At 63.3% G+C, this 26,313-nt stretch carries 20 protein-coding genes and 1 pseudogene; 8 read left to right on the top strand and 13 right to left on the bottom strand.

All coding sequences use genetic code 11. The features are described 5' to 3' along the window. Positions 1-283 precede the first annotated feature (283 nt). Complete coding sequence (locus tag N0Q91_RS26315) at positions 284-2,086, top strand: NAD(P)/FAD-dependent oxidoreductase (protein WP_275599595.1); 1,803 nt, start codon at positions 284-286, stop codon at positions 2,084-2,086. Here the strand turns inward: N0Q91_RS26315 and N0Q91_RS26320 are convergent. Further along, a complete protein-coding gene (locus N0Q91_RS26320; protein ID WP_275599596.1) occupies positions 2,078-2,941 on the bottom strand; it encodes a sulfite exporter TauE/SafE family protein in 864 nt (287 codons plus the stop codon). The genes N0Q91_RS26315 and N0Q91_RS26320 overlap by 9 nt on opposite strands. A gap of 100 nt (positions 2,942-3,041) precedes the next feature. Continuing rightward, on the bottom strand, positions 3,042-3,746 hold the full coding sequence (locus tag N0Q91_RS26325; protein ID WP_275599597.1) for a GntR family transcriptional regulator: 705 nt from the start codon (positions 3,744-3,746) through the stop codon (positions 3,042-3,044). A 103-nt stretch (positions 3,747-3,849) separates the two neighbouring features. Between N0Q91_RS26325 and N0Q91_RS26330 the strand changes: the two genes are divergently transcribed. From N0Q91_RS26330 to N0Q91_RS26360, 7 genes are all read left to right on the top strand, one after another. After that, positions 3,850-4,581 (top strand): FadR/GntR family transcriptional regulator, encoded by a 732-nt coding sequence (locus tag N0Q91_RS26330; RefSeq protein ID WP_018095931.1) that lies wholly within the window; start codon positions 3,850-3,852, stop codon positions 4,579-4,581. Positions 4,582-4,633: 52 nt separating this feature from the next. Then, positions 4,634-5,605, top strand: a complete 972-nt coding sequence (locus tag N0Q91_RS26335; RefSeq protein WP_275599598.1) for a dihydrodipicolinate synthase family protein — start codon at positions 4,634-4,636, stop codon at positions 5,603-5,605. 123 nt (positions 5,606-5,728) lie between these two features. Beyond that, complete coding sequence (locus N0Q91_RS26340) at positions 5,729-7,237, top strand: ABC transporter substrate-binding protein (protein WP_275599599.1); 1,509 nt, start codon at positions 5,729-5,731, stop codon at positions 7,235-7,237. Between the two features lie 72 nt (positions 7,238-7,309). After that, positions 7,310-8,233, top strand: a complete 924-nt coding sequence (locus tag N0Q91_RS26345; RefSeq protein ID WP_003532182.1) for an ABC transporter permease — start codon at positions 7,310-7,312, stop codon at positions 8,231-8,233. Continuing rightward, entirely contained in the window at positions 8,230-9,177 is a 948-nt protein-coding gene (locus N0Q91_RS26350) for an ABC transporter permease (protein ID WP_018095928.1), read from the top strand. The genes N0Q91_RS26345 and N0Q91_RS26350 overlap by 4 nt, the downstream gene beginning before the upstream one ends. Continuing rightward, a complete protein-coding gene (locus tag N0Q91_RS26355; protein WP_275599600.1) occupies positions 9,174-10,814 on the top strand; it encodes an ABC transporter ATP-binding protein in 1,641 nt (546 codons plus the stop codon). Before N0Q91_RS26350 ends, N0Q91_RS26355 begins: the two co-directional genes overlap by 4 nt. Further along, on the top strand, positions 10,811-11,698 hold the full coding sequence (locus tag N0Q91_RS26360) for a DMT family transporter (RefSeq protein WP_275599601.1): 888 nt from the start codon (positions 10,811-10,813) through the stop codon (positions 11,696-11,698). Before N0Q91_RS26355 ends, N0Q91_RS26360 begins: the two co-directional genes overlap by 4 nt. An 84-nt stretch (positions 11,699-11,782) precedes the next feature. Here the strand turns inward: N0Q91_RS26360 and N0Q91_RS26365 are convergent, their stop codons facing one another. The 11 genes and pseudogenes from N0Q91_RS26365 to N0Q91_RS26415 form a co-directional block, all read right to left on the bottom strand. Then, positions 11,783-12,715 (bottom strand): 2-hydroxyacid dehydrogenase, encoded by a 933-nt coding sequence (locus N0Q91_RS26365; protein WP_275599602.1) that lies wholly within the window; start codon positions 12,713-12,715, stop codon positions 11,783-11,785. Between the two features lie 2 nt (positions 12,716-12,717). After that, on the bottom strand, positions 12,718-13,443 hold the full coding sequence (locus tag N0Q91_RS26370; RefSeq protein WP_127708420.1) for a ribonuclease activity regulator RraA: 726 nt from the start codon (positions 13,441-13,443) through the stop codon (positions 12,718-12,720). A gap of 25 nt (positions 13,444-13,468) precedes the next feature. Further along, positions 13,469-15,190, bottom strand: a complete 1,722-nt coding sequence (gene araD / locus N0Q91_RS26375; protein ID WP_275599603.1) for an L-arabinonate dehydratase — start codon at positions 15,188-15,190, stop codon at positions 13,469-13,471. 134 nt (positions 15,191-15,324) lie between these two features. Next, entirely contained in the window at positions 15,325-17,529 is a 2,205-nt protein-coding gene (locus N0Q91_RS26380) for an amylo-alpha-1,6-glucosidase (RefSeq protein ID WP_275599604.1), read from the bottom strand. A gap of 128 nt (positions 17,530-17,657) precedes the next feature. Beyond that, on the bottom strand, positions 17,658-18,758 hold the full coding sequence (locus N0Q91_RS26385; protein ID WP_275599605.1) for a glycosyltransferase family 4 protein: 1,101 nt from the start codon (positions 18,756-18,758) through the stop codon (positions 17,658-17,660). Positions 18,759-19,057: 299 nt separating this feature from the next. Beyond that, complete coding sequence (locus N0Q91_RS26390) at positions 19,058-19,954, bottom strand: LysR family transcriptional regulator (protein WP_013850166.1); 897 nt, start codon at positions 19,952-19,954, stop codon at positions 19,058-19,060. Between the two features lie 121 nt (positions 19,955-20,075). Continuing rightward, complete coding sequence (locus tag N0Q91_RS26395; protein WP_275599606.1) at positions 20,076-21,602, bottom strand: ABC transporter ATP-binding protein; 1,527 nt, start codon at positions 21,600-21,602, stop codon at positions 20,076-20,078. A gap of 9 nt (positions 21,603-21,611) precedes the next feature. Beyond that, positions 21,612-22,544, bottom strand: a complete 933-nt coding sequence (locus tag N0Q91_RS26400) for an ABC transporter permease (protein ID WP_275599607.1) — start codon at positions 22,542-22,544, stop codon at positions 21,612-21,614. An 8-nt stretch (positions 22,545-22,552) separates the two neighbouring features. Next, a pseudogene (locus tag N0Q91_RS26405) lies at positions 22,553-23,649 on the bottom strand (ABC transporter permease). Positions 23,650-23,798: 149 nt separating this feature from the next. Next, entirely contained in the window at positions 23,799-24,782 is a 984-nt protein-coding gene (locus tag N0Q91_RS26410) for a BMP family protein (protein WP_275599609.1), read from the bottom strand. A gap of 52 nt (positions 24,783-24,834) precedes the next feature. Then, a complete protein-coding gene (locus tag N0Q91_RS26415) occupies positions 24,835-26,133 on the bottom strand; it encodes an amidohydrolase family protein (protein WP_275599610.1) in 1,299 nt (432 codons plus the stop codon). Between the last annotated feature and the right edge of the window lie 180 nt (positions 26,134-26,313).

A 26,313-nucleotide genomic window follows, 5' to 3' on the forward strand; every position in this document is an offset into this window, starting at 1 on the left:
GGGATACCCCCTGGCCTGCCGGCCGGAGGCGGTCACACCTCACCGCAGTCCTCGACGCGTATATCCGTTGGGAGGCGTAATCCCGGTGGCTGCCGTGCAACAGGCGCGGCGCCACACATGTTGCAGCCGCGTCGCTTCATGCGACACCTCCACGCTCTCTGCTCCTTGAAAATACGTGGTTTTCTGCCCTGGCACGGTCATTGCAGAAGGTGGTTCGACGATTGGCGTCTGCGGGCGGTTGAGGAGCCGCCCGTGTGCTATCCAAGCGAAGAGGAGGATACCCATGCTTGAAGAAAGTCCCGGCACCCGCATCGATACCGCGCTTGCCAAACTCGGAAAAGCCCTTGAGCAGGGCGACATCGATACGGCCGTCAATCTGTTTCAAGCCGACTGCTATTGGCGCGACCTCGTTGCCTTCACCTGGAATCTCAAATCGATGGAGGGGCAGGACCAGATCCGCGACATGCTGACGACGCAGCTCGCGGCGATCAAGCCGGCGCGCCTGCGCCAGGACGAGAACGAACCGGCAAGCGCCGGCGACGGCGTCACCGAAGGGTGGTTCGAGTTCGAGACCGAGGTGGCGCGCGGCCACGGCCATATCCGCCTGAAGAACGGACTGATCTGGACGCTCCTGACGACGATGACGGAGCTCAAGGGGCACGAGGAGCCGAAGGGGCTCAGGCGGCCGCTCGGCGCCGAACACGGTCATGACCCGAACCGCAGGACCTGGAAGGAAAAGCGCGAAGCGGAAGCAGCTGAACTCGGCTACACGACGCAGCCCTATGCCGTCATCATCGGCGGCGGCCAGGGCGGGATCGCGCTCGGCGCGCGCTTGCGGCAGCTCGGCGTGCCGACGATCATCATCGAGAAGAACGAACGACCGGGCGACAGCTGGCGCAAGCGTTACAAGTCGCTCTGCCTGCACGATCCGGTCTGGTACGACCATCTGCCCTATATCCCCTTCCCCGAAAACTGGCCCGTCTTCGCGCCGAAGGACAAGATCGGCGACTGGCTGGAGATGTATACCAGGGTGATGGAACTCGATTATTGGAGTTCCACAACCTGCAAGTCGGCCCGATACGACGAAGCGACCAGGGAATGGACGGTGGTCGCCGAGCGCAATGGCGAGGAGGTCGTACTCAGGCCGAAGCAGCTCGTTCTCGCAACCGGCATGTCCGGCAAGCCAAACGTGCCGAAGCTCGAAGGCCAGGACATATTCAAGGGCGAGCAGCAACATTCGTCGCAGCATCCCGGTCCGGACGCCTATCGCGGCAAGAAGGTGGTCGTCATCGGCTCCAACAATTCCGCGCATGATATCTGCGCCGCACTTTGGGAGGGCGGCGCCGATGTGACCATGGTGCAGCGATCGTCGACCCACATCGTCAGATCGGACACGCTGATGGAGATCGGGCTCGGCGATCTTTATTCCGAGCGGGCGCTTGCCGCGGGCGTGACGACGCGCAAGGCCGACCTGATCTTCGCCTCGCTGCCCTACCGAATCATGCACGAGTTCCAGATTCCGCTTTACGAGAAAATGCGCGAGCGGGACGCCAGGTTCTATGCCGATCTCGAAAAGGCCGGCTTCATGCTCGACTGGGGCGCTGACGGCTCCGGCCTGTTCATGAAATATCTGCGCCGAGGCTCCGGCTATTATATCGACGTTGGCGCCTGCGACCTCGTCATCGACGGCAGCATCAAACTGAAGTCCGGTTCCGACGTCAGCCACCTGACCGAGGATGCCGTTGTGCTGAAGGACGGCACCGTGCTTCCGGCCGAACTCGTCGTCTACGCCACGGGCTACGGTTCGATGAACGGCTGGGCAGCGGACCTCATCTCGAAGGAGGTCGCCGACAAGGTCGGCAAGGTCTGGGGCCTGGGCTCCGATACGCCGAAAGACCCGGGTCCATGGGAGGGCGAGCAGCGCAACATGTGGAAGCCGACGCAGCAGGAGGCGCTCTGGTTCCACGGCGGCAACCTGCATCAGTCGCGGCATTATTCGCAATATCTTTCGCTGCAGTTGAAAGCGCGCTGCGAAGGCATATCGACGCCGGTCTATGGCCTTCAGGAACGGCACCATCTATCCTGATCGGCAGTGCCAGCCGGAGAAGTCCGGCTGGCACCCGGCGGCCCGGTAGGCGGGCCGGATCCTGAGTGGAACCCGAGCGCACTCGATCGGCGGGATCAAGTGTGTCCCCGGCAAAATCCGCAGGAGCGTCTCTCTTTGTTCCCAGATCATCAACGCTCCGCTCAGCGCCATGAAGCCGATCACGATTGCGCGGAAATTCAGCTCGCTCATGTTCGTCAGCACGCGCTTGGCGAGCCAGTTGGAGACAAGCGCACCCAGCCCGGCTGCGATGCCGAACAGCAACAGCTTGCCTGTCAATGCTCCGAACGCCGTATAGGTGCCGATCTTGGCGAGATGCATGGGTAGGGAGATTGCTGTTTTGGTCCCCACCATCTTTTCCTTGGTGATGCCGGCATTGAGATAGAGCGTGTTGAGGATCGGCCCTATGGCTCCGATCAGGCCGGACAGAAATCCGACGATGAATTGTGCCGGGAAAAACCACCAGGTTGCAGTCGCGAAGGTCCTTTCCCGCCGGCCGAAGCCGTACTGGAATATTGTCGAGATCAGGAACAGACCGACGACGATCTGAAGCCATTCCGCCGAGGTGTTGGAGAAGGCGGCGGCGCCGAGGACGCCGCCGAGGGCCGCGCCGGGGAGACCCCAGGCGACGACGCGCCATTCGATATCCCGGAAAAACACCAGGATGCGCCCGCCTCCCGCAATGACGGTGGCGACCGCGGCCACGGGAGCGACGGCCTGGGCACCGGCGATGAAGCCGATGAGCGGCACGAGAAGCATGGCTCCGCCTCCGCCGCCGATCGTCGAAACGATCCAGGCGATGAAACCCGAGGCGGCGAGGAGCAGATAATCCATCATGTCGAACTTGCCCTCAGGCGAGCCGGATCAGACGAGGAGATCCGCGGGACCACCGTCCGCGAACCTATCGATGAGGTGGCCGCGCGTGGCTCCCGGCATGTTAGCCGAGTTCTATGTAGTCCGGATAACGCGCCGCGATGTCGTCGATCATCGACAACGTGCCGGAGAGGTGGGTCTTCATCGCTTGCGCTGCCTCGACCGGCGCACCCTTTTCGATGCTTTCGATGATCATGTCGTGGGTGTCCACCACACGTTTGGTGCCGACATTGACGAGATTGAGACGCCGCAGACGATCGATATGGCCGCTGTGGCGGCGGATGATCGGCCAGATATGCTCCAGCCCCGCTTCCTCGAAGATGATGAAGTGGAACGCACGGTCGGCCGCCAGAAACTCCGCATGTTCCTTGGAGGCGAGGGCTTTCAGCCTGGTGTTCGCCGCTCGCAGCCGGTCTGCGATCTGCCGCCTGCCGGGCTTTTCCGCCAGATTGAAGACGGCTTCCTGCTCGACGGCGCGGCGCATGAGGTGGGTCTGGCGTGCCAGATTGATATCGATTTTCGACACCAGCGTCGCATATTGCGGATAGACGGTGACGAGGCCTTCCTCCTCCAGGCGCATCAGCGCGTCACGCACCGGCGTCTGGCTGAGACCGAACTGTTTCTGCAACTCGACGCGCGAGAGCGCCGTACCGGGGGCAAGGTCGAGTGCGAGGATCCTCTCGCGCAGATATTCCACGATTTGCGGCGCGATCTGCCGGGTGCGGTCAAGGCCGCTGCGGTGTTTGGCAGCCGGAGCTTCCGATATCAAAAATCCAATCCTCCAGGACGGTTCCAGATCCTGTAATAATGCATTAATGTGTTAGTGTGAAGTGGATCTCGCCGGCCGGCCCGGCAGGACAGGAAGGATCGCCGTGCCCGCGAAGTCGCCCATCCTCGAAAGCCTAGCCGAAACCCGCCCGTCGAGCTATGCCGATCAGGTCTACGGGCGCATCCTGCACGACATATTGAACGGCATCTTTCAACCGGGCGCGCGGCTGCCGACGGAGAACGAACTTGCCGAACGCTTCGGCGTCTCGCGCCCGGTCGTCCGCGAGGCGCTTGCGCGCCTGCGGGTCGACGGCCTCGTGGAAGCGCGGCGCGGCAGCGGCACCTATGTCTTGAGCAGGCCCTCGCAAGATCTGCCGAACCTGGCCGACCTGGAGGACATTTCGCGCTTCCTGCGCTATCAGGAGCTTCGCTTCTACGTGGAAGGCCAGGCGGCAGCACTGGCAGCGGAGCGGCGTACGGAAAAGCAGCTTGCCGCCATCCTCGAAGCCCATGAGGCCTTCGCCCATGAGGTGGGCCGCGGGGCTTTCCTTCCCGAAAGCGACCGGCGTTTCCATCTTGCGATCTGCGAGGGAACAGGAAACGAGTTTTTCGCCAAGGCGCTGGAAGGTTCGGAGGTTTCGCTGACCAGCTTCATGAATGTCTCGCTTGCGCTCACCCGGTCCGGATCGCAGGCACGCGCCCGTCGGGTCATTGCCGAACATGCCGAGATCGTCGAAGCGATCCGCACGAAAGATGCCGTATGGGCGCGGGTGGCGATGGAAACGCACATCATCAAGGCGCGCCGAAGGATGACGGACGGAACGATCGACTCCTGATAGGTAAATATATTTTACAAATCATCGGGCATGTTGTAATGAAAACCGACGTATGGAGGAGGTTCTCATGCAAACTCGACTTGACGCCCGTAATTACGCAGCTTCCGTGGTGGCGGTCCCGCCCATCGCGTTGAATGCGGACCTGACGGTGAACGCCGACGCCAACGTGGCGATCATTCGCCATATCGAGGCAGGCGGGGTGCGTATTCTCCTCTATGGCGGAAATGCCAACCTTTATCATTTCGGCCTGGACGACTATCGCGCGGGCATGGAGGCGGTGATTGCGGGCGCTGCACCGCAGACCGCTCTCGTGACGTCGATCGGTCCGGACTTCGGCAAGGCCCTGGCGCAGGTGCCGATCGCCCGCGATCTGGGTTTCAAGAACGTGATGCTGCTCCCGACGCAGTTTCCGGCAGATTCGCCCGGTGTCGCCAATGGCGTGCGCCGCCTCGCGGCGGTCCTTGGCCATGGCCTGGTGCTCTATCTGAAGCGGGAGAATTATGTCGATCCGGACGAGCTTGCCCGCCTCGTCTCCGAAGGCGCGGTCGATTTCGTCAAATATGCGGTGGAGCGGGCCGATCCGGCGCAGGACGCTTATCTCGACGCCGTCATGGCGGCGATCGGGAAAGACCGGATGGCGAGCGGCATGGGCGAAACGCCGATCCACGACCATCTCGGCCGCCGCGCAATGACGACCTATACTTCGGGCGCGGTCTGCATTGCCCCTTCGGCCGCGATGGAACTCCTCACGCTCTACAAGGCGGGGCGCGGAGCCGAGGCGTTGGAGCTCAGCCGGCCGTTTCTGGAGTTCGAGAGAGTTCGCACAGACCTTGGCGGCTTGCAGGTGCTTCATGACGGCATGCGGCTGGCAGGGATCGCCGACACAGGCCCGCTGATGCCGATGATCTCCAATCTGAGCGCTGCGAAGCTTGGCCCCGTCGGCGTAGCGGTGGAGAGCTTGAAGCAGGCTGAAGCCGCCTGCCTGAGGCGCTCCGGAAAGGCAGCCGCGACCGCTTCAGCCTGAGTTGACACTTTCGTGTGGACACACTAATACATTAGTGCGCTAGTGCGGATGCGGTGCCGGAGGACTACGAGGCCGAAAACGGCCCGCCGCAACGTCCTGGTCTTTATCGAGGAGGAGAAAGAAATGACCATCCGCTATTGTACCCGCGCCGTGGCGCTTTTGACCGCGACGCTCTTTTCGGGCGTCGCGATGGCGGCCGAAGGCGAGGTGAAGATCGTGTTGCCGGAGCAGCCGGCCAATCTCGATCCCTGTCGCTCCATCAGGTCGGACATCGGCCGTATCATCAATTCAAACATTACCGAGACCCTGACTGTCATCGACACGGAGAAGGGCACCGTCGGCCCCTGGCTAGCGGAAAAATGGGAGCAGGTGGACGATCTGACTTGGCGTGTGCATCTCAAGAGCGGCGTCGAGTTTCAGGACGGCGCGGCATTCGACGCCGAAGCGGTGGTCAAGTCCATCAATCGCCTGATGAACCCCGACCTCACCTGCGACAGCCGCTCGAAATTCGGCGACGTCAAACTGACGCCGAAGGCGATCGATGCGCAGACGGTGGAGATCTCCTCCGACAGCCCGGTGCCGATCATGCCGACGCTGCTCGGCACTGTGCAGATCGTCTCCCCCAACATGCCGTTCGACAAGGAAAGCAACGATCCCGTGGGCACGGGACCCTATGTCGTCGAAAGCAAGTCCAACGAGCAGATCGTCCTGAAGCGTCACGATGCCTACTGGGGCGCCAAGCCGGACGTCACGCGCGCGACCTATGTCTGGCGCAGCGAGTCGGCCATCCGGGCGGCCATGGTCGAATCCGGCGAAGCGGACATGACCCCATCCATCGCCGTGCAGGACGCGACCAATGCCGAGTCGGACTTTGCCTATCTGAACTCAGAGACGACGCGCATGCGCATCGATGCGCAGATTCCGCCGCTCGACGATGTCCGCATCCGCAAGGCGCTCAACATGGCCATCGACTGGGACGGCATGGGCGAAGCGCTGTTCGGCAAGGACGTTCTGCGGGCTTCGCAAATGGTCGTCCCGGGCGTTCGCGGTCATAACCCCGATATCAAGCCATGGACCTACAATCCCGAAGAGGCGATGAAGCTGGTCGAGCAAGCCAAGGCTGAGGGTGCTCCGGTCGACAAGGAGATCGTGCTGATCGGGCGCAACGGTTTCTTCCCGAACTCGGCCGAAAGCCTCGAAGCGATGCGGTCCATGTGGCAGGAAATCGGGCTCAACGTCTCCATACGCCAGCTCGAAGCGGCCGACTGGGTGCGCTATCTCGACAAGCCCTTCCCGGAGGGACGGGGACCGACGCTCTTCCAGCAGCAGCACGACAACAATACGGGCGACGCCGGGTTTACCGCTCCGGTCATGTATCTGAGCGAGGGACAATATTCGACGATCGCCGATCCTGACCTCGACGTCGTGCTGAAAAAGGCGATGGCCGCGACCGGCGACGAGCGTGAAAAGCTGTTTCAGGAGGTCTTCGCGAAGGTGCACGACGAGATCGTCGCAGACGTGCCGATGTACCACATGATCGGCTATGTCCGCGTCGGCTCGCGCCTCGACTGGAAGCCGGACCTCAAGACGAACAGCGAGATCGCGCTCTCCGAGATCCATTTCAAGGACTGACCAACCCGACCTGCCGCCGCGGCGTGTCTCACGTCGCGGCGCCCTCCTTGATTACGGTGGAAAGGAAACGCCGTGTTCGCTTTCATTCTCAGACGCGCCGGCCAGAGCCTGATCGCGGTGATCGGACTTCTGGTGCTCGTCTTCTTCCTCTCGAGGCTTACCGGCGATCCGGCCTATCTCTATCTGCCGCTCGATTCTTCCGAAGCGCAGCGTCAGGCCTTCTCGGAAGCGCACGGCTTCAACGATCCCCTGGTCGTGCAATTCGGCCGTTACCTGGTCGATCTCGCGCGCTTCGATTTCGGGGACGCGCTGAGCCGCAACCGGCCGGCCATGGAAGTAGCGCTCGAGGCCTTTCCGCAAACGCTGAAGCTCGCCGTGATCGCGATCGTTCTTTCTCTCTGTCTCGCCGTCGTCGTCGGATCGCTTGCCGCGGCACGCCCGAACAGCCTGTTCGACAAGATCGCGAGCACCGCGTCGCTGGCGGGCGCCAGCGCCCCGGATTTCTGGGTTGCGATCGTGGCGATCCTTGTCTTCTCCGTCGGACTGGGCCTGCTTCCGACCTCCGGGACGGGAACGGCGCTGCATTGGATCATGCCGATCTTCGTGCTGACCCTCAGACCCTTCGGCCTGCTGGTCCAGGTCGTTCGCGGCACGATGATGGGTGCGCTTGCCTCGCCCTATGTGAAGACCGCGCGGGCCAAGGGCGTGAACCGGTCCCGGATTGTCTTCCGGCACGCCCTGCGCAACTCGCTCCTCCCGGTCATCACCGTCGCCGGCGACCTTGCCGCAAGCCTCGTCAACGGCGCCGTCGTCGTGGAAACCATCTTCGGCTGGCCGGGGATCGGCAAGCTCATGATCGACGCGATCGTACGGCGCGACTTCGCGCTCATCCAGGCGACGGTGCTGGTGACGGCGATTGCCATCTTCGTCCTGAACATCGCGATAGACCTCGTCTATGCGCGGCTCGATCCACGCATAAGGTTTGAAACGAGATGAGTGCGACGGCCATGACGACTTCCGCCGATACCCCCGAGACGAAAGTCTCGCGTTTTCAGATACTGCGTCTCGTCAGCCGGGACTGGCTGGCGCTCGCCGCCGTGATCTTCCTGCTGGTCGTGGTCGCATGCGCCGTTTTCGGTCCGTGGCTGATGGGCGACCTCATCGACAAACCGAATTTCCGCGCACGAAACATGGCGCCGTTCAGCCTGTCTCAGGGTTGGACCTATGTGCTCGGCGCCGACACGCTCGGCCGCAGCCTGCTCGCGCGCCTCGTGGTGGGTGCGCAGAACACGATCGGCATTGCGTTCTTTGCGGTGCTCTGCTCGGTCGTCATCGGCGGCATGCTCGGCTTGATTGCCGGCTATTCGCGAGGCGCCGCCGGCACGATGATCATGCGCGGTGCTGACATCGTGATGAGCTTTCCTTCGCTGCTGCTGGCGCTGATCGTCCTCTTCAGCCTGGGCCCTTCCGTCACCAACCTCATTCTGGTGCTGGCGATCACCCGCGTGCCGATCTATCTGCGCACCACGCGTGCGGAAGTGCTCGAGGTGAGAGAGCGGATGTTCGTCAGCGCCGCCGTCGCGCTCGGCGCCAACCACACACGCATCCTTTTCCGTCACATCGCCCCGATCGTGCTGCCGACGCTGGTCACGATCGGAGCCATCGACTTCGCGACCGTCGTTCTCGCCGAGTCGTCGCTGAGCTTCCTCGGCCTCGGCATCCAGGCGCCTGAATTCACCTGGGGAGCCATGGTCGCGACCGGTCGCGGCTACCTCTCGACCGCCTGGTGGATCGCCTTCTGGCCGGGCCTGGCGATCCTTTTGACGACGCTTTCGCTCAATATCCTGTCGAGCTGGTGGCGCACCTATGCCGATCCGCAGCAGCGGTGGCGGATCGAACTCGCCCGCTCGAAGAAGGGCATTCCGGAGAAACGCAAATGACCGGCCCACACCTCCTCGAGGTCAAGGATCTGACCGTGGATTTCCTGTCGCTCGGAGGTGCCTTCCGTGCGACGAGCGGGGTCAGCTTTCATGTCGACGCCGGCGAGACGCTCGTGATCCTGGGCGAGTCCGGCTCCGGCAAGTCGGTCAGCGCGAGTGCGATCATGGGGCTCATCGACACGCCTCCGGGCGATATCTGCGCGGGTTCGGTCGCCTATCGCGGGCGCGATCTCTCCTCGTTTTCGGAGGGTGAGCGGCGGGACCTCAACGGCCGGAGGATCGCGATGATCTTCCAGGACCCGCTCTCCCATCTGAACCCCGTCTATACGATCGGCTGGCAGCTGGAGGAGGTGTTCAGTGTCCACGGAGTTGCGACCGGTGCCGAGGCTCGGCAAAGGGCGGTCGACATATTGAGGCGCGTGGGCATCTCGGAGCCGGAGAAGCGCATCGACCAGTATCCGCACCAGTTTTCCGGCGGCCAGCGCCAGCGCATCATGATCGGCATGGCGATCGCGCTCAAGCCGGAAATCCTGATTGCCGACGAGCCGACGACGGCACTCGACGTGAGCGTGCAGGCGCAGATCCTCGAGCTTCTGAAGAAGCTGCAGGCCGAAGAGGGCCTTGCCATCATCATGATCACCCATGACCTCGAGGTCGCCGCCAATATGGCCGACCGGGTGATCGTCATGAAGGCCGGCCGCATCGTGGAGGAGGGCGAAGCCCGCGCCGTCTTCGAAAATCCCGCCCACAGCTACACGCGGACGCTGATCAATGCCCTCCCGCATGCCGACGATGGAGCGCCGGCGAGGCCGCCGCGGCCGGCCGGGAAACCGATCCTGGAAGTGAAGAACATCGACAAGTTCTACACGCTCTCGTCCGGGTTTTTTGCGAAGCCGGCGCGCTTGCATGCAGTCAAGAAACTGAGCTTCGACGTCGCAGCCGGCGAGACGATCGGGATCGTCGGCGAGAGCGGCTCCGGCAAATCGACCGTCGCGCGCGTGCTTCTGGGCCTGAACGAGGCTTCCGGCGGCCAGGCGCTGTTTCACGGACGCGACGTGCTGAAGATGGACCGCAAGCAACTGCTGGCCTTCCGCCGGAAGGTGCAGATGGTGTTCCAGGACCCCTACAGTTCGATGAACCCGCGCATGACGGTGTTCGACATCGTCTCGGAGCCGTGGCGCATCCACAAGGACATTCTGGAGAAGGCGCGCTGGCGCGACCGGGTCACCGAATTGCTGGGGCTCGTCGGCTTAAATCCAGAGCACGCCAAACGCTATCCGCACCAGTTCTCAGGGGGCCAGCGGCAGCGCATCGCCATTGCCCGAGCGCTTGCCTGCGATCCGGAACTCGTCGTCTGCGACGAAGCCGTCTCGGCGCTCGACGTCTCGGTGCAGGTGCAGGTCATCGACCTTCTGGCGGAATTGCGTGACCGGCTGGGCCTTGCCTACATCTTCATAACCCATGATCTGCCGATCGTTCGTCACTTTGCCGATCGCATCATCGTCATGAAGAGCGGCGAGATCGTCGAGCACGCGACGACGGAAGAGATCTTCCGCAACCCGCAACATGCCTATACGCGCCAGCTCATCAATGCGACTCCGAAGCCGAAGTGGCAGACAGCCGCCGACGCGGCATGACGAAGATCGCCCTGCCTGCGGCCGTCGCCGGAGCCCTGCTGATGGGGGCAAATTCCCTGGTCGCGGCGATGGACGGCGTCATCGTGCGCTTCGTGGCCGGGGAGGTCCACCCGATCGGCATCGTCTTCTTCCGTAACCTTGCCAGCCTGATCGCGCTCTATCTGATGCTGTGCCGCCGCGGATTTCCGCTCGGCATCGCGCAATTCAGCGGCCGGTCGATGCATTTCTCCGTCCATGCGATCAGGGCCGTCGTCAAGCTTCTGGCGCTCGTCGCGGCCTTCATTGCCGTCACCGAGATACCTCTGGCCTCCGCGACCGCGATCGCCTTCACCATGCCGCTCTTCGTCGCGCTCGGGTCGGTACTTTTCCTCGGGGAGCGGTTTGCCTTCGCCCGGGTCCTCAGCCTCATTGCCGGCTTCGCCGGTATTCTGATCGTCGTCAGGCCGGGCGCCGCAACCTTCCAGTCAGGCGCGGCCTGGGCGCTGGCGTCAGCGGTCGGTCTCGCCATTGTCGCGCTGTTGATGAAGGTTTCGGCCGAGCGCGAGGACCCGCTCAGCATCGCCTGGCTGAACCTGCTCGTGACGGTGCCCGTGGCTTTCGTCATGGCTCTGCCCTTCTGGCAGACGCCTTCGCTGTTCAGCCTCGCCCTCATGGCGCTGCAGGGTATCGGCGGCCTTTTCGCCCAGCTCTCCTTCGCGAGGGCAATGAAGCTCGCCGACGCTTCGCTGCTGGTTATCGTGGACTTCATCCGGCTGCCGATCGCCCTCGTTCTTGGCCTGGTGCTTTTCGGCGAGCCGATCCGGCTGGAGGTCGTGATCGGCGGAGCGATCATCCTTGGGGCGATCGCCTTGCTCTTTCACCGCGAGGGGAGGAGGCGAGTATAGGGACGGGGCCGCGAGCGTGCAATGCAAGGAACGAATGCCCCTCCCACCTGTGCGGCGGGGGTGGGGAGGGGTTCTTGCGAACGATCACGCGTGGCGGCTCTCGAAATGCTCCACCAATGCGGCAACCATGCTGTCGCCCATCTGCTGCCGCGTCTCGCGCGTACCGCTGCCCATGTGCGGCGAGAGGACGACGCGCGGATCGGCGCGGAGCGCTTCCGGGACGAAGGGCTCCTTCTCGAAGACGTCGAGTGCCGCGCCGGCAATGCTGTTTCCGGCGAGCGCCGTGATGAGCGCCTGTTCGTCGACGATCGTGCCGCGCGAGACGTTTACCAGATAGCCTTCCGGGCCGAGGCTCGCGAGCACGGCGCCGTCGACGAGGCCGATCGTCTCGGGAGTGGCGGGACAGGTGACGATCAGAAGATCGGCCCAGGCCGCGAGCGCCTCGATGCCGTCGAAATAGGGAAGGTCGACAGGCTTTCGTCTCGGGCCGTAATAGGCGGTCGGCGCTCCCATCACGCTCAGCCGGGCGGCGACCGCCGAGCCGATATGTCCAAGCCCGACGATCCCCGTCTTCATAGATCTCAGCGAGCGGCCGAGCGGGAAGGCGCTCTCGCCCCACTTACCCTCGCGCACGAAATCGTGGCCGCGCATGAGGCCGCGCGTGGCCGAAATGCTTAGTGCAAGCGCAAGATCGGCGACATCCTCGGCAAGGATCTTCGAGGTGTTGCGGACGACGACGCCACGGGCATGCGCGGTCTCGACGTCGATGCCGTCGAGACCGGCACTGTAGCTGGAGATGATCTCCAGCGCCGGCAGGCGGTCGAGCATGGCCGCATCGATATGGGCGTGCCTGACGGCGATGCCGCGAACCCGTGCTCCGTATTCGGAAAGAAACGGCCCGATCGCCGAGGCATCCTTCGGCAGCCGGACGGTATTGAAGGTTTCCTTCAGTTCCAGATCGGTCTTTTCCGGCAGTTCGGCGGCCTGAAGGATGGTGATGTCCCTAAGCATCGTCATGCCTAGCGTCCCTTGGCCCGGCGCCAGGCGGCAAATTCCGTCTTCGTCTCATCCTTGGTGGCGGGATAGAGGCCGATGATGGAGCGGCCCTTCAGGACCTCCTCGGTGACGAAGTCTTCGAAGGCCGTCATCTCGACGGCTTCGGCGGCGATCTCATCGGCGAGATGGGCGGGGACGATGACCACGCCTTCGCGATCCCCGACGACGACGTCTCCCGGCCAGACGGCGACGTCGCCGCAGCCGATCGGAACGTTGATGTCGAGCGCCTGGTGCAGCGTCAGGTTCGTCGGCGCGGAAGGACGGCTGTGATAGGCGGGGATGTCGAGTTCGCCGATTTCCGGGCTGTCCCGGAAGCCGCCGTCGGTGACGACACCCGCGACGCCGCGCACCATCAGCCGCGAAACCAGGATCGAGCCCGCGGAAGCCGCCCGCGGATCCTTCCGGCTATCCATCACCATGACGAAACCGGGTGGGCACTTCTCCACGGCCGCGCGTTGCGGGTGTTCGGGATTTTGAAAGACGGAAAGCTGGTTCAGGTCCTCGCGGGCCGGGATGTATCGAAGGGTAAAGGCCTGGCCGACCATGTTCTTCGCCTTCGGCGAGACCGGACGAACGTCCTGGATGAACTGGTTGCGCAGGCCGCGCTTGAAGAGGGCGGTGCATAAGGTGGCGCAGCTTACGCCTTCGAATTTCCTGCGTGTCTCGTCGGACAGAACATAGGTGGTCATGTTTCCTCCCTGGAATTTCGTGAAATCAGAAAATGTCGGGCTCGCCCACGGGGGCGCCGAAGGCAGTTTCGAGAAAGTCGAAATCGCAGCCCTCATTGGCCTGCTTGATGTGCTTCGAGAACATCCAGCCATAGCCTCGTTCGTATCTGTCGGCGGGCCGCGTCCATTCGGCGCGGCGTTTCGCCAAGGTCGCTTCGTCGACCAGCATGTCGATCGTCCGGTTGGGGACGTCGACGCGGATGATGTCTCCGGTCCTGACGAGCGAAAGGGGGCCGCCGACATGGGACTCCGGCGCCACGTGCAGGATGCAGGCGCCGTAGCTCGTCCCGCTCATGCGGGCGTCGGAGATGCGCAGCATATCACGGCAGCCCTGCTTCAGGATTTTTTTCGGGATCGGCAGCATGCCCCATTCGGGCATGCCGGGCCCGCCCTTGGGCCCCGCATTTCTGAGGATGAGCACGTGGTCGGGCGTGACGTCGAGATCCTCGTCGTCGATGGCGGCCTTCATCTCCGGATAGCTGTCGAAGACGAGCGCCGGCCCCTCATGGACCCGCAGCCGCTCCTCGCAGGCGGACGGCTTCACGACGCAGCCATCCGGCGCCAGATTGCCCTTCAGGACGGCGAGCGAGCCTTCATGATAGATCGGGTTCGAAAGCGGCCGGATGACGTCGGAATTGTACACCTCCGCCCCTTCCAGCGTCGCCCCCAGGGGAAATCCGCTCACCGTCATCGCGTCGAGATGCAGGAGCTCCTTCATTTCGGCCATCAGTGCGCGAAGCCCGCCGGCATAGTAGAAGTCCTCCATCAGGTACTGCTTGCCGGAGGGCCTGATATTGGCGATCACCGGCGTCGTACGGCTGACCCGGTCTAGATCTTCGAGCGTCAGCGGCACCCCGGCGCGTCGCGCCATGGCGATGAGATGCACCACGGCATTGGTCGAACAGCCCGTCGCCATCGCCACTGCACTCGCATTTGCGACCGATTTTTCGGTAATGATCTGCTCAGGTCCCAGCTTCTCGTGCACCATCTCGACGATCCGCCTGCCGCATCGCGTGCTCATGCGGATGTGGTTGGCGTCGGCGGCGGGGATGGAGCTTGCGCCGGGAAGCGTCAAACCGAGCGACTCGGCGATCGCCGTCATCGTGCTTGCCGTTCCGAAGGTCATGCAGTGGCCGTAGGAGCGGGCGATCCCCTCCTCCACGCCGACCCATTGCTCATCCGTTATCGTTCCCGCACGGCGCTCGTCCCAGTACTTCCACGCATCCGAGCCGGAGCCGAGATGCTCGCCCTTGTAGTGCCCGCGCAGCATCGGGCCGGCCGGCAGGAAGATCATCGGGAGGCCGGCACTGATGGCCCCCATGACGAGGGCAGGCGTGGTCTTGTCGCACCCGCCCATCAGCACGGCGCCGTCGATCGGATGGCCGCGCAGCAATTCCTCGGCCTCCATGGCGAGGAAATTCCGATAGAGCATCGTCGTCGGCTTGAGCGAGCTTTCCGAGAGCGACTGCACCGGCAGTTCGACGGGAAAGCCGCCGGCCTGCAGCACGCCGCGTTTCACGTCCTCGATCCGGTGCTTGAAATGAGCGTGGCACGGATTGAGATCCGACCATGTGTTCAGGATGGCTATGATCGGCTTCTCGCCCCAGTCCTTGGCGTCATAGCCCATCTGCATCAGGCGGGAGCGGTGACCGGAAGAGCGCAGGTCATCGGGGGCAAACCACCGTGCGCTTCGAAGTGTGGATGTCATTGGCTTGGATATTCCCGACAGGTGGATCTTCCACGCCGATGTAGCATGGCGGGAAACACGGTGCAATACACTAATGCATTAGTGTTGATTGGCCGGACCGGGAGCAGCCTGCGATGCTCCCGCAACGTTCCAACTCAATGCGTCGTCAGCACCTTCACTCCGCCTCTCCGGTCCAGGACGTCGACCACGACCTGGGATCTCGACCGTCTCAGGGCTATGTCAACCATCCCCGAACCGACTCGCAGCCGTTTCAGCACGACCTCGTCCAGGAAGGGCGGGAGCGTCGGTTCGTGCAAGGTCACATGCATCCTCCCGGCATCGAAGCCGAGGCCGATCATCGACTGGAGCAGATAGAGGGGCGCCGCCGCCGCCCAGGCCTGCGGCACGCAGGAAACCGGATAGAAGGTGGGCCCGCGGGCGCGCTGGCGCGCGAAGCCGCAAAATAGCTCCGGCAGACGTCTGAGGTCGGTGTAGGTGGAGGCCGCGAACAGCCCTTCGAAAATGCTCGCCGCCTCTGCTTGAAAGCCGTAGCGCACGAAGCCTGCCGCGATCAGCGCATTGTCGTGTGGCCAGACGGAGCCGTTGTGGTAGCTCATCGGATTGTAGCGCGCTTCCGAGGCGGCGATCGTGCGCACGCCCCAGCCGCAGAAGGAGGATTGCGCCATCAGCGTCGACACCACCCTGCCGGCGCGCTCCGGCAGGGCGATGCCGGTGAAGAGGGCATGGCCCGCATTGGAAGAGCGGACGCGGCAGGGGTTCTTGTCCCCGTCGAGGGCCAGCGAATAGGTTCCGAGCTCATCGTCGTAGAAGGCCGTGTCGAACCGGATGCGCAGGTCTTCGGCCCGTCGTTCGAGCCTCAGCGCATCCTCGGCATGGCCGAGCTTGCGCGACAATCGGGCGGCCGCCTGCCAGGCGCCGAAGACATAGGCCTGTACTTCGGCGGCCGCGATCGGCCCCGAGGCCAGATTGCCCCCGGCATGGAAGATCGAATCGTGGCTGTCCTTCCAGCACTGGTTCACCAGGCCCTTTGCGGTGCGGCTTCCATATTCGACGAAGCCGTCGCCGTCGCGGTCGCCGAAACGGTCGATCCAGTCAAGTGCCGCCACCACGTTCGGCCAGAGGCTCCGCACCGTATCGAGATCGCCGGTGCGATCGAGATAGGCGCCGGCAAGCATGATGAAGAGAGGGGTCGAGTCGATGCTGCCGTAATAGCGCCGGAAGGGCACCTCGCCGAGTTCCGCCATTTCGCCGTAGCGCATCTCATGCAGGATCTTGCCCGGCTCCGCATCGGCGGCGGGGTCGAAATCGGTCGCCTGGTTGGCGGCCAGATGCCTGAGCACGCCTTTCGCGATTGCCGGGTCGAGCCACAGTGTTTCGAGCGCGGTGATGAGCGCGTCGCGGCCGAAGACGGTGCTGAACCAGGGAATTCCGGCGTAAGGGTAGGGACCTTCGGGGGTTTCCGTGAGCAGCATGTAGAGATCGGCGACGCTGCGCCTGACGGCTTCGTTGAAGACGGCGTTGGAGGTGACCACCGCAGCGGCGCGCGAGGCCGAGTAGCGCAGCGCCCTCCTGGCATCCCGCAACGCCAGAAAGAAGTTGAAGGACGGCGGGTGCGGGTTGTCCCGGACACTGTTGCAGACGATCTCGATGAAGATCGATTGCGCCTGGTGCGGCGCGAGCTCGACGACAAAGCTCGCCTCCTGTCCGGTGAGCCTCTCCGGTTCCGGATCGAAGCGGAGCGTCGTGCTGCGGGTCTGGCCGTCGAGGCCGTCATAGGCCAGAACGACCCGGGCGTTGCCGACCAGCGCGCTGTGATGGGTGCCGCGGCGCCGCCTGGGGGTGCCCCGCACCTCGAAAAGGTCGGCGAAGTCGGCGGCGAAGGACAATTCGACCTGCAGCCTTCTCGGCACTTCATCGAAGTTTCGGAAGACCAGGCGCTCGTAGCATGCCTCCTGCCAGAGGAACCGGGTACGGCGCACGTGAATGAGGTCATGCTTCAACACCTCGCCACCGGGATCGAGCACGAGAGCCGGATTGGTGAGATCGCAGTCGAGCGTGGCATTGTCGTCCCTGAGCGTGGAACTCAGCAACAGCGACCGGGCGCCGTTCAACGTCAGCACGAACTGCGACAGATGGCGGGTGTCGCGGTGGAAGATCCCCTCCGGATTGGAAGGAGAGGAAAATGCGTCGCCGTTGTGATCGAACACGGCGAAGGTATCGCCGTGCTTCAGGGATCTGGAGCTTCGCTCGTAACGCGAAACCGCTGCAGGCCCCAGGTCGTCCGCAGATGTCACGTCGGGAGCGGCTTGGGCCGGCCCCCCGGAGAGATTGCTTCCCATCGGATCGGTCTCCGTTGCGTGCGAGCAGAATGAGGGAGGTGCGTGCCGTTTTCCACGCGCATCCCGCTTCGCTCCTCGAGTAGATCACGATGCGTTCAGGTCGATCAGAACTCATCCGTGATCCGGTATCAGGCGACCCTGGTAGAGCCGGGGCCTGCCCCGCTTTCGTTCGCCGCATGGATCGGCAGGACCCTTTGAGCGCCGCCTGCCACGGCGCGATAGAGATCCAGATAGTCATCTGCCATGCGTCGGGCGGTGAAGCGTCTGTCGAAGGTCGCCCGGACCGTGTGGCGATCGAGCCGGTCGAGTTCGTGGACCGCCTTCACGGCCTCCTCCATGCCGTCGACGATGAAGCCCGACACGCCGTGGTCGATGACCTCCGGCACCGAGCCGCAGCGGAAGGCGACCACCGGCGTGCCGCAGGCCATCGCCTCGATCATCACCAGCCCGAACGGTTCGGGCCAGTCGATCGGGAAGAGAAGGGCACGTGCGTTGCCAAGGAATTCGCCCTTCTGACCTTCATCTATTTCGCCGATGAATTCGACGTTCGGATAGCGCCGGACAAGCGGCTCGATCTCGTTCAGCCAATAGGCCGCGTCCGCTTTGTCGACCTTGGCGGCGATCTTCAGCGGCATGCCGACCCGGGCAGCGATTTCGATCGCGCGGTCGGGCCGCTTTTCGGGCGAGATGCGGCCAAGGAAGGCGAGATAATCGCCCCTCGGCTGGCCGGTGAAGGGAAGGACGTCCGGAGCCAGACCATGATGGACCGTGGCGATCCAATTGACCGGCGGCATCGGCTTTCGCTGGTCGTCGGAGATCGAAATCAGGGGAACATCCGGGAATGCGGCATAGAAGGGCTGGAGGTCGGGCAGATCGAGGCGGCCGTGCAGCGTCGTCACCGTCTTTCCGGCGAGGTTGCGAACGAGGGGAAAATGCAGGAGATCGATGTGGAAGTGCAGGACGTCGAAGCCGTTCGCCTGCCGGCGCACTTCCTCCAGCATCAGCATGTGATAGGGAATCGGGTCCAGAACCGCAGGGTTCAGTCTCAGCGCCATATCCGAGCAGGGAACGAGCGTTGCCGAGGTCATCGAGTCGCCGCTCGCAAAGAGGGTGACCTCATGGCCCTGCCGGACGAGCTCTTCCGTCAGGTGGTGAACGACGCGCTCGGTCCCGCCGTAGAGCTTCGGCGGTACACGTTCGAACAGCGGTGCGATCTGGGCTATCTTCATGAGCGACGCTCCTTGGATCGGGATGTCATGAAGCGTTGTGAGCCTCCGTTGGGAACCTCCGGGGCGGACAACATCTATGATCTAGTCGATGCGCCGGGCGCTTCAAGAGCAACGGCGAACCGACGCGGCCGGATGACGCCGATCTGTTCTTTATGGACGTGGGGCTCAGGCCGGCGCGCGGCCGGGCTCGTCATGCCGACCTTCGACGAGGTCTTCGCCCCGCACCGGTCGGCAGTTGATCTCACACACGCACGTCCGGTCGGAAGGTCGCTCAGCACTTTTCCTGGAAGTGGCCTGCATCACGAGAGTTTGCGGCTCGCTCCCATGAGAAATTCCTTCATTTTCGCCGCCGCCGGCGAGAGCATGGGTTGGCGGTATTGCAGAATGGAGATGTTGCGGCTGATGACCGGATCCACCAGCTCGACGATCCGGACGTCGACATTGGTCGTGAGCTGGCGGGAGTTTTCCGGAAGGATCGCTATACCCAGGCCTTCCGCCACCATGCTGATCGCCGTCGTCGAGAATCGCACCTCGTATCTCGTCTTGACCTCGACACCGGAGGCGATCAGCGCTCGATCGACGAGCCCGCGCAGGGGGTTGTCCTTTGCCAGTCCGATCAGGCCTTCGCCTGCGAGGCTTGCCCAGCTCACCTGCCGCGCCTTCGCGAACCTGTGGTCGGAGCGGCAGATCAAGGTGAGCTGGTCACGCATCAGCACGCTGGCCTGGATCTCCGGATCGTCGGCGGAAACGGTGCCGATGCCGAGATCCGCCTCGTTCCGCTTCAATGCGGAACGGATCTCCTCCTCCGGCATGTCCCGCACCTGTACCGATATGTCGGGATAACGCTTGACGAAGCGCGCGATGACCGGCGGCAGCAAGGTCGCGGCCAGCACGATTGCCGCCGCGATCGTGACCCGGCCGCGTTGCAGGCTTGCCAGTTCGTGCACATTCGCAACCGCGATCTCGAGATCCGACATGACCTTGCGGGCCTGGGGCAAAAATTCCGCTCCGGCCGTCGTAAGGCTGACCATGCGTGTGTGCCGGTCGAAGAGCCGGTGCTTGAGGGCAACCTCCAGATCCTTGATCAGGATGCTGATCGCCGACTGCGTCAGTCCGAGGTGGTCGGCCGCCAGGTGGAAACGCCCGAGCTCGGCCACGGCAATGAAGGCCTGCAACTGGCGAAGTGTCACATTCATCGGTACTTCTCTGTCTCGCGACAGGCAGCAGCGCTGCCTGTTCCCGTTCCGCTTGAGCCAAGTTCCCCTTTTTCTGGCGCAAAAACAATGGATGTACCCGCGATCGCCTTGGACGGGGTCGTCAAGCTGCCGACAGCGGAGATTTGCCGGCCATCAGCAACCCGATCTCTTCCAGACGGCTGCGGTCGGGCGGAATTTCGCCGACGAGGCGGCCTTCATACATGACGAGGATGCGGTCTGAGAGCGTGAACAGTTCCTCGAGCTCCGTGGATATCAGCAGAATGGCCTTGCCGGCGCTGCGCTGCTCGAGAATCTTGTGCATCACCAGCTCGGTCGCGCCGATGTCGATGCCGCGCGTAAGCTGATTGATCAGCAGGAAATCGAACCGGCGGTCCAGCTCCCGCCCGACGACGAGCTTCTGCTGATTGCCGCCCGACAAATTCCGGATGCGGTCCCCCGGTCCCGACGCCTTGACCTTGAAGCGCCGCATGAGATCACGAGTCTGCTTCGTGATCTCGTTCGGGTCGAGCAATCCACGAGAGGAGAAGGGCGGCTTGTCGAACCGCTGGAGGATCAGATTCTCCGTCAGTGGCAGCGGCAACACGATGCCCATCCTGTGCCGGTCCTCGGGGATATGCGCCATGGGCAATTGATTGATCTCGTGGGACGACAGGCCCGCCAGTTGGGTCCCGTCGAGCGTGACGCTGCCGGACGCCACCGGACGGAGCCCCGTCAGGGCCAGCGCCAGCTCGCTCTGGCCATTGCCGGAGACGCCTGCGATCCCGACGATTTCATTGGCTCTGACCTCGAAAGATACGTCTCGCAGTGCCGGAAGCCCGGCTTCGCCGTCGCAGCTGAGATGCTCGACCGACAGCACGACACGACCGGGCTCGAGAGGTGCGCGCGGCAAATCCATCAGGACGTCTCTGCCGACCATCATGCGCGCCAGTTCGCGCGCGTTCGTCTCGGACGTTTTCACGGTACGTACCACCTTGGCATCGCGCATGACGCTGACGCGATCGCTGACGCGCATCACCTCGTCCAGCTTGTGCGAAATGAAGATGACCGTCTTACCGTCCGCGACGAGTTGGCGAAGCAGATGCAGCAGACGGTCGGTTTCCTGAGGCGTCAGGACCGCGGTCGGCTCGTCCAGGATCAACAGTTCGATGCCGTGGTAGAGCACCTTGAGGATCTCGACCCGCTGCTGTTCGCCAACCGACAGGCTGGAGACGAGCGCGTCGGGCGCGACGTCGAGACCGTAGCGGTCGCTGAGCTCCAGAATACGCGCATGGACCGCCTTCATGTCGCGGATCACCCTGAAAGGCGAGCCCTGGCCCAGCACGTAGTTTTCCGCGACCGTAAGGTTGGGGACCAGCATGAAGTGCTGGTGCACCATGCCGATACGATGTTTGATCGCTTCGCGGGGAGAGCCCAGCTTGAGCGGCCGGCCCTTGAAGACGATCCGCCCTTCATTGGGTGAGAGAACGCCGCAAAGAATGCTCATCAGAACGGTCTTGCCGGCGCCGTTTTCGCCGAGCAGCGCGTGAATCTCGTTCTCTTCGACGTCGAGGGTCACGCCGGCGCTGACGATGAGCGGTCCGAACCGTTTATGGATGCCATCCATCAAAAGCAGTTGCTTGCCCGTCATTTCTCCCCCTCAGCTTTTCTTGTAGGCGACGCCGAGCATGCTCGGTGTGTCGACCCGGTTTCGGACGAATATCAGCGCCGCGATCGTCATGACGTAGGGCAGCGCCTGGAAGAGCTGATAGGGGAGGAAGAGCACCGGCTGCGCCTGCAATTGCAGCTGCAACGCATAGAACACCCCGAAGAGCAGCGAGACGATGAAGGCGCCGATTGGCGACCATCTCGCAAAGACCACCACCGCAAGGGCGATGAAGCCGCGGCCCGAGGAAATGCCTTCGACGAACTGGTTGGAGTGAGCGAGCGTCAGAAAGGCGCCGCCGAGCGCCGCGAGCGCCGAGCAGATGAGCACCGCGCCATAGCGGTAGAGCGCTACGCTGCGGCCCGAAACGTCGACAGCCCTGGGATGCTCGCCGACGGCGCGAAGCGTCAGGCCGAACGAAGTCCTGTAGAGCACGAAGACGGCAAGCGCGGCCACCGGAAGCGTGCTGTAGACAAAGGCGTTCTGCCGGAAGAAGGCGTCGCCGAAGAACGGCAGATCGCTCAGCCACGGCAGATTGATTGGCCTGGCGATCTCGATGCCCTTGCCGGCCGAGGAAAAATAGGCGCGGAACAGAAAAGCCGTCAGGCCGAGGCCGAGCAGGTTGATGGCAGCGCCCACCACGATCTGGTCCGCCTTGATCGTGATGGTGAAGAACGCAAACAACAGGCCGACGAGAACACCCGCGGCGATCGCCGCGGCGACTCCGAGCAGGATGCTTCCGCTGGTGAAGGCGGCGGCGAAACCGGCAAAGGCACCCGCCAGCATCACGCCTTCGAGGCCGATATTGAGGACGCCGGCGCGCTCGGAAAACACTTCGCCGATTGATGCGAACATCAGCGGCGCTGCCAGCCGCCATGAGGCTGCGATGGTCGCGGCGAGAAAGCTCAGGCTTGCTACATCTTCCATGGGTCCACCTATTCGGAAGGGCGCATCGACGGGATCCGCAACACGGCAAATCCCACGACCGAGAGAATGACGATGCCCTGAATCACGAGCACGAGAACCTGAGGCACCTGCGCCGTGATCTGCATGAGCTCGGAGCCGCTTCGCAGGATTGCAAACAAGAGGCCCGAGAAGACCGCTCCAATCGGATTGTTGTTTGCGAGAAGAGCGACGGCGATCCCTTCGAAGCCGTAGCCCGGAGAGATCGACTGAAAGAGCCGCCGGGTGACGCCGGCGATCTCGAAGGCACCTGCGAGCCCGGCCATGCTGCCGCTCAGGCAGATCGACAGCATGATGTTCCTGGGAACGCTGATCCCGGCATAGCGCGCGGCGTCCGGGCTGATGCCGACCACCCTCAGCGCATAGCCCCGGGTGCTGCGAAACAGGAAAACATACATCACGACGGCAAGCGCCAGGGCGACGAGGATGCCGATGTGGAGGCGGGTCGGCGGCAGGATGCGCGGCATCCACGCCTCCTGGACCAGCCGGGCGGATTGCGGATAGGCCGCAGCCGCATCCCGCAATGGGCCGGTCACGAGATAGCTCGTCATGATGATGGCGATGTAATTCAGCATGATCGTCGTCACGATCTCGCTCGCCCGGAAATAGACCTTCAGAAGTCCGGCGATCGCCGCCCATGCCGCACCGGCAAGAGCGCCTGCAAGCATGACGAGCGGCACATAGACCCATGCGCTCAATCCGTCGAAGGAAACGCCCACAGCGGTTGCGGCGATGGCGCCGGCATAGAATTGCCCCTCGGCGCCAATGTTCCAGATGCTGCAGCGGAAGGCGACGCAAAGGCCGACGCCGATCAGGATCAGCGGCGTCGCCTTCAGGAGAATTTCGGCGATCGAGCGGGTGTCCTGGAAGACGCCAAGTACCATCACGTCGATCACGGCGCGTGCTTCGTAGCCGTTGAAGGCAAGAAGCGCCGCCCCGCATGCGAGAGCCACAACGACAGCGGCGACCGGCTGGATGATCGTGCGTAAAGGACCGAGCAGGCCTCGCCAGAGGGCGCCATAGGCCTGGGGACAACCGCCAGCGGCTGTCCGCTTTCACTGTTTGCCATGAGTTTGCTGCCTTCGGATTAGGAAAAGCCTGAAGCTTTCCATCGAACAATCGATCGAAGCGGTTATCGTGGCCGGATGGGGCGCATGCGAACGGCCGGGCCGGCCCGATCCTTCGGGCAGTGCCCCATCCTTCTTGTACCTGCGGACGTTATCTCTGCCGGGTCTTGATTTCACCGGCTGCGATCTTGCCCTTCACCTCATCGACGTATTTGCGCACGTCCTCGGTCACCGGATTTGCAGCCTGATCATTGTAGGTGAACCTCATGACGTCGGCATCTTTCAGGCCGAACTCGACATTGGTCGTCGGCTTTTTGCCATTCTTGATGTCCCCGACGATGCGGATGACGCCCCGGGCATAGTCGGCGACGTAAAGCCCGAGAATGTTCTTGGGAGCGACCGAGGTGTAGTCGCTGAAGATGCTGAACGTCTTGACGTCGGCACCGGATTCCGCGGCTGCCTGGAATCCCCCCACCGTCGCCCCTGAAGCATTCGGCAGCACGAAGTCGGCCCCTTGCGAAATCAGGCTGAGGCTTGCCTCCTTGGTCGCGGTCGCGTCGGTGAAGTTGCCGATATAGACTTCACTGACGGGGAAGTCCGGCGCGACGCTTCGCACGCCGTTGGTGAAACCCTCGAAGGCCTCCTTTATCGGCGGGATCTCCATCCCTCCGACGAGACCCGCCTTCTTCCCCGTCTTGGCCGCAATCACGCCCATCAGGTAGAAAGGTTGGCTCGTATCCGTGTTGAGGCCGATGACATTTCCCTCGGATATGTAGCTCGAGGAAATGAGAAAGACCGTATCGGGATATTCCGGCGCGACCTCGAGAGCGGCATCCTGAAACTCGAAGCCGTGCCCGAGAATGACGTTGTAGCCCTGGCTGGCGAAGTCGCGGAAGGCTTTCTCGAAGGATGCCGGGTTCTGCTGCAGCTCGACATAGCTGACCTCGGCGCCAAGTTCCTTCTCCACGCCCTTGAGCGCGTTGAAGCCTATCCTGTTCCATCCTTCTTCCGAAATGCTGCCGGGAACCAGCAGTCCCATCTTGAACGATGCGCCCCCGGCGAAAGCCGGCCCGGCGGCAATGAGCGCGGCCATTGCGACCGCCGACGCCAAACAGCCTCTTCTCGTAATCATCATGATGCTCCTCCCTTCCTCTCCTCATCATGCCCGTCCGACGGCTTGTTGCCGTTCAGGGGACATCTTCCAATGCGCGTATGGCCTCCATGGCAGGCGATGCGGGTGCTGCAACCGGCCGGCCTTTCGCGAGGACCTGCATGCAGTCGGGACCTCCGCTGACGAGCGCGCTGACATCCTCGCAATCGGTGACGACGAGGTCCGCCCAGGCGCCCTGGCGGATGCCGTAATCGGTGCCGAGATTCATCATGCGTGCCGGTATTGCGGTGATCATGTCATAGGCGGTGGCAAGCTCGTCGCCCCGCAGATGCCCGGCAAGCAGCGTCCAGCGCGCGATCTCGAGCATGTCGCCCGAGCCGGTCGGCACGAACGGGTCCTGGATATTGTCGGATGCGGTCGCGATGGCGACCCCCGAACGGATCAGTTCGGCGACGCGCGTCAGACCGCGGGGCGGCAACATGTCGTGGCTGCGGCCCTGCAGGTAGAGATTGGCCGCAGGCAGTGTCACGACCGCGATGTCGAGATCGACCATCTGGTCGCGGATGCGCTCGAATTCCTTCCTCGGCAGCGCGCTCAGGACGGATGCGTGCCCGAGGAGGGTGCGACCCTGCAGGCCAAATCTCCGGACCCGCTCGAACACGGCGTCGAAAAGCGGCCGTTCGGGGTTCAGGTGTTCGTCAAGGTGCAGATCGATGGGCCGGCCATGCCGCTCGGCCGCGGCGAAGAGGATGTCGAGATACCGCATCGGGTCCTCGGCGACCGCCGGGGTGCCCCCGACCGCGTCGGCCTGTTCGGCTGCGGCATCGATGTTCTTCTCCAGCCATTCTATATCCTGGTTGGGATGCGGCGTCATGAACGCGACGAGTTGCAGCGTCAGCCGGTCCGCCCATTCCGATCTCAGCCGTGCCAAGGCATTGATGCCGTTGAAGCCGGCATCCTTGTCGACATCGATGTGGCTGCGGATCGCCGTGGTGCCGCGGGCAAGGCAGCGTTCCATGGTTCGTGCCGCACGTCGCGTCACGTCTTCTTCCGGCGCCTGGCGGGCATATCTGGCGAATGCTTCCCGCGCTCCCTGCAAGGTTCCCGAGGGATTGGGCGTGAATTTGAGGACGCCAGTCTTGTCCAGATGCTGGTGGACGTCGACGAAGCCCGGCGAGACGAGCGCGCCGCGGAGGTCGACGCCGATCACATCCGGGCCTGCTTCCAGGCGATGGCCGATGCTGGCGATGCGCCCGTCTTCCCCTATGAGAATGTCGCGTTCAGCGCCTGCCGCGGCTTCACCGGCAATCCGGCAGCCACGCAGGAGAAGTGCACGGCGGGCGCCGCCATGACGGGTTCCGAGAACCGTATGCATCGAGTGACTCCATTCCATTCCGTCTGGCCCATTCCGTCTGGCCCATTCGATCTGTATGGAGACTAAGAAGCGGCGATTATTGAGGCAATTTCATAGTAGATATATATTGTTTCGATTTGCTTATGAATTATCTGGCAGCGCCGCATCGCTCAGTGGAGCGTGCGGCTCCGCAAGAAATAA

It is taken from the genome of Sinorhizobium prairiense, from assembly GCF_029201645.2.
In the GTDB taxonomy this organism is placed as follows: domain Bacteria; phylum Pseudomonadota; class Alphaproteobacteria; order Rhizobiales; family Rhizobiaceae; genus Sinorhizobium; species Sinorhizobium meliloti_A.